The sequence below is a fragment of the Bradyrhizobium forestalis genome (genome assembly GCF_002795245.1).
GTDB classification, from domain to species: domain Bacteria; phylum Pseudomonadota; class Alphaproteobacteria; order Rhizobiales; family Xanthobacteraceae; genus Bradyrhizobium; species Bradyrhizobium forestalis.
This window is the reverse complement of the sequence record NZ_PGVG01000040.1, coordinates 60,766-66,765: the sequence shown is the minus strand read 5'-3', so window position 1 is coordinate 66,765 and position 6,000 is coordinate 60,766. Positions and strand designations below refer to the sequence as shown.

The following is a 6,000-nucleotide window of genomic DNA, read 5'->3' as shown; positions in this document are numbered from 1 at the left end:
AACGTCTCCAAAACGGCCGACCGACCAATCCATTCCTGCCTTCAATGCGGTCATCCTTCTCAACCGCACTGCAAAGAATCAGACTCGATTCACTCAAGGCAAGAAAAATCTGTGCACGCCTTAGCCCACAAGGGGAGAGGGGAAGAGCGCCTCACCGCTTCTTCCTGTTCGCAAACGCGTTGAACGCCGCTACCGCTTCGTCCGACTTGAGCCGCTCGCCGAACAGATGGCCTTCCTGGTCGATGCGGCGGGTCAGCTCCTCCGGTGGGGTGCGCAGCAGCTTGCGCGAGGTCGCGGCTGCCTCGGCCGGAAGCCGGCAGATCTCGCGCGCCACCTTGCGGGCCTCGACCTCGGTATGTCCTGGCGAGACCACGCTGTTGACGAAGCCGGCGGCTTCGGCTTCCGCGGCGGTGAAGGTCCGCCCCATCACCAGCATCGCGAAGGCGCGCTGGTACCCCATCGTGTTCGGCATCAGGAGGCTGGCCGCGCCGACCGGCACGAGCCCGAGCTTGATGTAGGGCGCTGAGAACGTCGCGGCTGTCGAGGCAAGCACGTAGTCGCAATGAAACAGCATCACGGTGCCCACGCCGATCGAGGCGCCGTCAACGGCGGCGATGATCGGCTTGGTGTTGAGGGCGAGCGAATAGAGAAACTTGGCGCCGTTCGACAGCGTCTCCGGACGCGCCGTGTCGGCGCGGAGAAAATCGTCGATGTCGTCCCCGGCGGTGAACACGCCGGAGCCGCCGGTGATGATCATGCAGCGGATATCGGGATTGTTCTGGGCGGTGTCGATGGCGTGGCTCATCTCCCGGTACATGTCCTGGGTGATCGCGTTCTTCTTGCCCGGGCGGCGCAGGGTGATCACGCGCGTTCCGCGCTCTTCGGTGATGACGATGTTGCCATTCGGCATGAGGGCCCCCTGCGCGCCGCGACGCTTGGCGCTCGCGAGTGTTGCGAAGCGTCAGCCTACATCATCTCGCAGGCCTGCCAATGCGCTCGCTCAACCTTCCGGCGCCGAATTCCCGTAAGTTTGATGCATGGCACCCGCCGTCGTCGCGCATCGCAACAATTAGCTACAATGTTTCATTTGAAAAACCGGTGGTTGTGGTGCACGATCTGGCGCCGTTCCATTTGACGGACTGCTCGATTTGACGATTGCCGCAACCCGTATTGACGAATCCTCGCCGCACTACCGCGGCTGGCGCGTCGTGCTGGCCTGCTTCCTGATGGCCTTCTTCATGTTCGGCTTCGGCCTCTACGGCCAGGGCGTCTATCTCGCCGAGCTCCAGCGTGCCCATGGCTGGCCGGGCACGCTGGTTTCCGCGGCCAGCACCTTCTCGTTTCTGTTGACCTCCGTGCTCGTCATCTTCACCGACGACCTGCTCGGGCGCATCGGGCTGCGCTCGCTGATCCTGTGCGGCCTGTCGGCGCTCGGCGCTTCGACCGTGCTGCTGGCGCTGATGCAGACGCCCTGGCAGCTCTATCTCGCATTTGCGCTGATGTCGGTCGGCTGGACCGGCATGGGGACGGTTGTGATCGCAACCGTGCTGAACTCCTGGTTCGAGCGTCGGCGCGGGCTTGCGCTCAGCCTCGCCTTCAACGGCGCGACCTGCGGCGGCATCATCCTCGTCCCGCTGCTGCTGTCGCTGACCGGCAGCATCGGCTTCCGTTCCGCGATGCTGGCGGCCACGGTCGCGATGATGGTGCTGGTGCTGCCGGTCGTCGTGATCTTCATCGGCTGGCCCGCCGGGGCGTCGCTGGCATCGGGCGGACGTTCCTCCGGCTCCGCAGCGCCGGTTCACTCGCGCAAGGCGCTGCTCGCCAACGCGGCATTCTGGACCATGGTGCTGCCGATCGCGATGGCGCTGCTGGCGCAGATGGGATTCATCATCCACCAGGTGAGCTTTCTCGAGCCGCTGATCGGGCGTGCCAGTGCTGGCCTTGCCGTGACCATCATGGCGGCGATGGCGGTGGTCGGCCGCCTGTCGCTCGGCCTGTTCGTCGACCGGCTCGATCCGCGTGTCGCCTGCGCGGCGTCGATGACGAGCCAGGCGGCGGCGCTGCTCCTTCTCCTGCAGAGCACGAGCCCGACGATGCTGCTACTGTGCTGTGCCGTTTACGGCTTCTCGATCGGCAACATGATCACGTTCCCGCCCTTGATCATCCAGCGCGAGATCGGCGCCGCCGCCTTCGCTGCCGCAATGGGGCTGGGCACCTCGATCAGCGGTGTCGTCAGCGCCTTCGGCCCGGGCATCGTCGGTCTGGTGCGGAGCTTTACGGGCAATTACACGACGGCCTTCGCGCTGTGCGTCGTGCTCGATCTCGCCGCGGCGGGCATGGTGCTGTGGCGGCCGGGGAGAAGGGCGGAGGTCGCAGCTTCGTAGCCCAGATGGAGCGCAGCGCAATCGGATGCAGCTGCTTGCGTGTGCCACGCGCATTCCACACATTCGCTGTCATCGCCCGGCTTGATCGGGCGATCCAGTACTCCGAGACGTTTGTTGCCTATCGAGAAGCTGCGGCGTACTGGATTCCCCGCCTTCGCGGGGAATGACAGTAGGGGGAGGAGGGACCTCCCTACATCGTAGTCGCGACGTTATCCCAACAACACCGCATCCGCCGCCGCGACCGATTCCGCGCTTTCCGTCACGGTGCGCTCGAGCGCGCCGGCCTGAACCGTGATGTTCTCGGCGAAAAAGCGCGCCAGCGAGACGTAGCGTGGCGCATCGCCAAGGCCTTCGGCCTTGGCGGCGAGCGCCTCGGAGGCGAGCAGGCAGCCGCCGAGCGTCGCGCCGAACTGCTGCAGATAGGGCGTCGCACCGGCAAGCGCGTCGTTCGGAGCGGACGTAACGCGCTCCAACAGCCATTTGCTGGTGCGCGTCAACGCGTCGAGCGCTTCACGCAATTTCGCGCCCGTGGTGCCGAAGGCGGGATCGTTGGAGGTCTCCACCTGCTTGACGGTTGCCGAGAGCTCGTCGAGCAGCCCCCACACGGCCGCGCCGCCATTGGCCGCGAGCTTGCGCGTGACGAGATCGATCGCCTGGATGCCGTTGGTGCCCTCGTAGATCGCGGTGATGCGGGCATCGCGGTAGTGCTGCGCCGCGCCGGTCTCCTCGATGAAGCCCATGCCGCCATGCACCTGCACACCGAGATAGGCGACCTCGTTGCCGATATCGGTGGAATAGGCCTTGGCCATCGGCGTGAGCAGCGCCGCGCGTGCTGCCGCGTCGGCGCGCACCTTCGCGTCCTTGGCGCGCGTCGAGACGTCGATCGCGACGGCGGTCGCATAGCAGATGGTGCGCGCGGCCGCGGTCTGCGCCCGCATCCGCATCAGCATGCGCTTGACGTCGGGATGCACGAAGATCGCATCCGAGCCGGCGCCCGTCTTGCCGACCGCGCGGCCCTGCTTGCGCTCCTGGGCGTAGGACAGCGCCTGCTGGTAGGCGCGGTCGGCAACGCCGACGCCCTCCAGGCCGACGCCGAGGCGGGCCTGGTTCATCATCGTGAACATGCAGCGCATGCCCTGGTTTTCTTCGCCGATCAAAAAGCCGATCGCGCCGCCATGATCGCCCATGGTCATGGTGCAGGTCGGCGACGCATGCATGCCGAGCTTGTGCTCGACGCCCGAGGCATAGATGTCGTTGCGCTGCCCGAGCGAGCCGTCCGCATTGACCATGAACTTGGGAACGAGGAACAGCGAGATGCCCTTGGTGCCGGCGGGCGCATCGGGCAGACGCGCCAGCACGAAATGCACGATGTTGTCGGTCATGTCGTGCTCGCCATAGGTGATGAAGATCTTCGTCCCCTTGATGCGGTAGGTGCCGTCGGGCTGCTTTTCAGCGCGGGTGCGCAGCGCGCCGACGTCGGAGCCGGCCTGCGGCTCGGTCAGCTGCATCGTTCCGGTCCATTTTCCGGAGACGAGCTTTTCGAGATAGATTCTCTTCAACTCGTCGCTGCCATGGGCGTCCAGCGCCTCGATCGCCGAGGCCGTCAGCAGCGGGCAGAGGCCGAAGGCGACATTGGCGGCGCTCCAGATCTCCGTGCAGGCGGCGTTGATCGCCAGCGGCAGACCCTGGCCGCCGAAATCTTCGGGGCCGGACACCGCGTTCCAGCCGCCCTCGGTCCAGCGCTTGTAGGCATCGGGCCAGCCCGGCGCGGTCGTGACCTTGCCGGCATCCAGCTTGATGCCGTGCTCGTCGCCGACCTTGTTGAGCGGCGCCAGCACGTCGGATGCGAACTTGCCGGCTTCCTCCAGCACGGCGGCCGCGAGGTCGGCGTCGAAATCGCCGTAATGGCCGGCCTCCACGGCGGCCTTGAGGCCCGCGCCATGGTTGAGCGACAGCAGCATGTCAGAGATCGGCGCGCGGTAGGTCATGGCTCACTCCCGAGGACAAATATTGGCGCCGTATTCCCATGAAACGGGGGCGGTCTCAACTGGGGGGACGTCGGGATGCTGGGTCGGAACGGAGGCGGCCATTGAGGCCTGGAATAGAGCGTGGGCCGCCAGCCGACTGGGCCAAGGGTATGCCAAGGCTATGCCAAGGGTATTTTGCCCGTCCAGGCGGTTGAAATGCCGCGCCGCTCCCTATAGACCGGCTGCGACCGACGGGATTCTGCGGTAGCCGGTTCTACCCCGTTCCGATCGTCGTTTGTTGGGGCGTAGCCAAGCGGTAAGGCAGCGGATTTTGATTCCGCCATTCGGAGGTTCGATCCCTCCCGCCCCAGCCAGAGCGCCCGCTTCGCCTGAAATCACTCACGAAACCGGCCTGGCTGGGGAGCTGCTGCACAGCTCTGCGACACACTGCTGCTGCACAGGGTGTGTTTCGAAAGGCTGTCCACATCTTTCGCCGGAGCGCCGTGTATTACTGGCGGCGCCGAGTGCCGCGCCCTTTGCCACTGTCTTGGATCGCCCGCATCTTTTCCTGAGCCTGAAAACCACGAGCCGAACCGTGGCGCGTCGGCTGGCTGTTCAGTTTGACTTGATCCTGGAAGATGCCGCGATGCTCGCCGATAGCTTCGACCCGCACCTGTCAAAGTCTCAAATCGAGACAATGCTTCGCCGCGTCGTCGACAGGCAGCTCGTGAAGCTCGACCGGCTCGCGTATGCCGCCAAAAATTCGTCCGGATTCGACTTCGAGCGGGAGCGAATGGGCGATAAGCAGGCATTTTGGGCCTTTGCCCTCTTGGATGCTCAACGCGCAAGCGCAGTCGTTCGCGATGAGGATCGCGTCCGGATGGCCGCCGACGGACTGTCGGAGGCCGACATCGAGGCGGTGAAGTGTCATCTGACGATGGAGACCCCTTGGAATGTGAGCCGCGTCACGGTTGCTCGGAGGTGCCCGGCCTATTCTGCTGCCAGCGGAATAAGGAACCTTCCGCCAACGCAGCAGGAGAAAGCCATGAGCAAGTCGCATTTCGAAGTTCGTGAAATCCCGATTGATGCGTTTTATGAGGACTCGCAGGAGTTGTCTCCCGAGGAACTCGGTGCGGTGTCTGGCGGCGCCAAGAAGGATGCAGAGAACAAAAAGCAGGCGGACGCGATGAAGGGATTTGCGCAGGCACTCATGAGTCTCTAAATCAAAAGAGAAGCCCCTCCACGAGGATGGGTGGTACCTGCGTCGAAGAAGCGGCGGCTCGGAAGGCCGCTGCCGCTCAGGCCCAAGACCGCCAAGACGCTCGGCCTCGACGTGCCCATGTACGGATCTGGGCGGGGGCGCGAGGTAACTCGCGTCCCTATCGCGAATGGTGGTTGCCGCGATTGCTCACAGCGGGTAATGGCCCGTGGCGGACCTTAGCTTAGAGCGCCGCGAGGTCTGCTTCCTGAGGCGACCCGAACAGCGCTATGCAAGCTGGCCAAGGCAGCCTTTGCCCCCCAGCCGACAAGCGGAAAGCTTTCGCTGCCACGCACAAGCTTGGGCGAGCACTCCGGTTAAATCAGACATTTGGTGATGGCTGTCACATACGGACGAAAGCGGTGATGCCAAATGTGGTCGCATCGGCGTC

5 protein-coding genes and 1 tRNA gene are annotated in these 6,000 nt (G+C 64.7%); 4 read left to right on the top strand and 2 right to left on the bottom strand.

Translation table 11 applies throughout. The features are described from left to right. Positions 1 to 151: 151 nt before the first annotated feature. Positions 152 to 910, bottom strand: a complete 759-nt coding sequence (locus CVM73_RS32035) for an enoyl-CoA hydratase-related protein (RefSeq protein ID WP_100235766.1) — start codon at positions 908 to 910, stop codon at positions 152 to 154. An 80-nt stretch (positions 911 to 990) separates the two neighbouring features. Here CVM73_RS32035 and CVM73_RS39870 point away from each other — a divergent pair, with 80 nt between their 5' ends. Continuing rightward, on the top strand, positions 991 to 1,152 hold the full coding sequence (locus CVM73_RS39870) for a hypothetical protein (protein ID WP_158237634.1): 162 nt from the start codon (positions 991 to 993) through the stop codon (positions 1,150 to 1,152). Beyond that, the gene (locus CVM73_RS32030) at positions 1,149 to 2,384 is read left to right on the top strand and encodes an MFS transporter (RefSeq protein ID WP_245452491.1); all 1,236 of its coding nucleotides are present in this window, start codon (positions 1,149 to 1,151) and stop codon (positions 2,382 to 2,384) included. The genes CVM73_RS39870 and CVM73_RS32030 overlap by 4 nt, the downstream gene beginning before the upstream one ends. A gap of 209 nt (positions 2,385 to 2,593) precedes the next feature. On the opposite strand, the gene CVM73_RS32025 is transcribed toward CVM73_RS32030, so the two are convergent. After that, positions 2,594 to 4,372 (bottom strand): acyl-CoA dehydrogenase family protein, encoded by a 1,779-nt coding sequence (locus CVM73_RS32025; RefSeq protein WP_100235765.1) that lies wholly within the window; start codon positions 4,370 to 4,372, stop codon positions 2,594 to 2,596. A gap of 278 nt (positions 4,373 to 4,650) precedes the next feature. Here CVM73_RS32025 and CVM73_RS32020 point away from each other — a divergent pair. Then, a tRNA-Gln gene (locus CVM73_RS32020) sits at positions 4,651 to 4,725 on the top strand. 221 nt (positions 4,726 to 4,946) lie between these two features. Continuing rightward, positions 4,947 to 5,573 carry a hypothetical protein gene (locus CVM73_RS32015; RefSeq protein WP_146006695.1) on the top strand — a complete coding sequence of 209 codons (627 nt, stop codon included), beginning with the start codon at positions 4,947 to 4,949 and terminating at the stop codon, positions 5,571 to 5,573. The last annotated feature ends 427 nt before the right edge of the window (positions 5,574 to 6,000 follow it).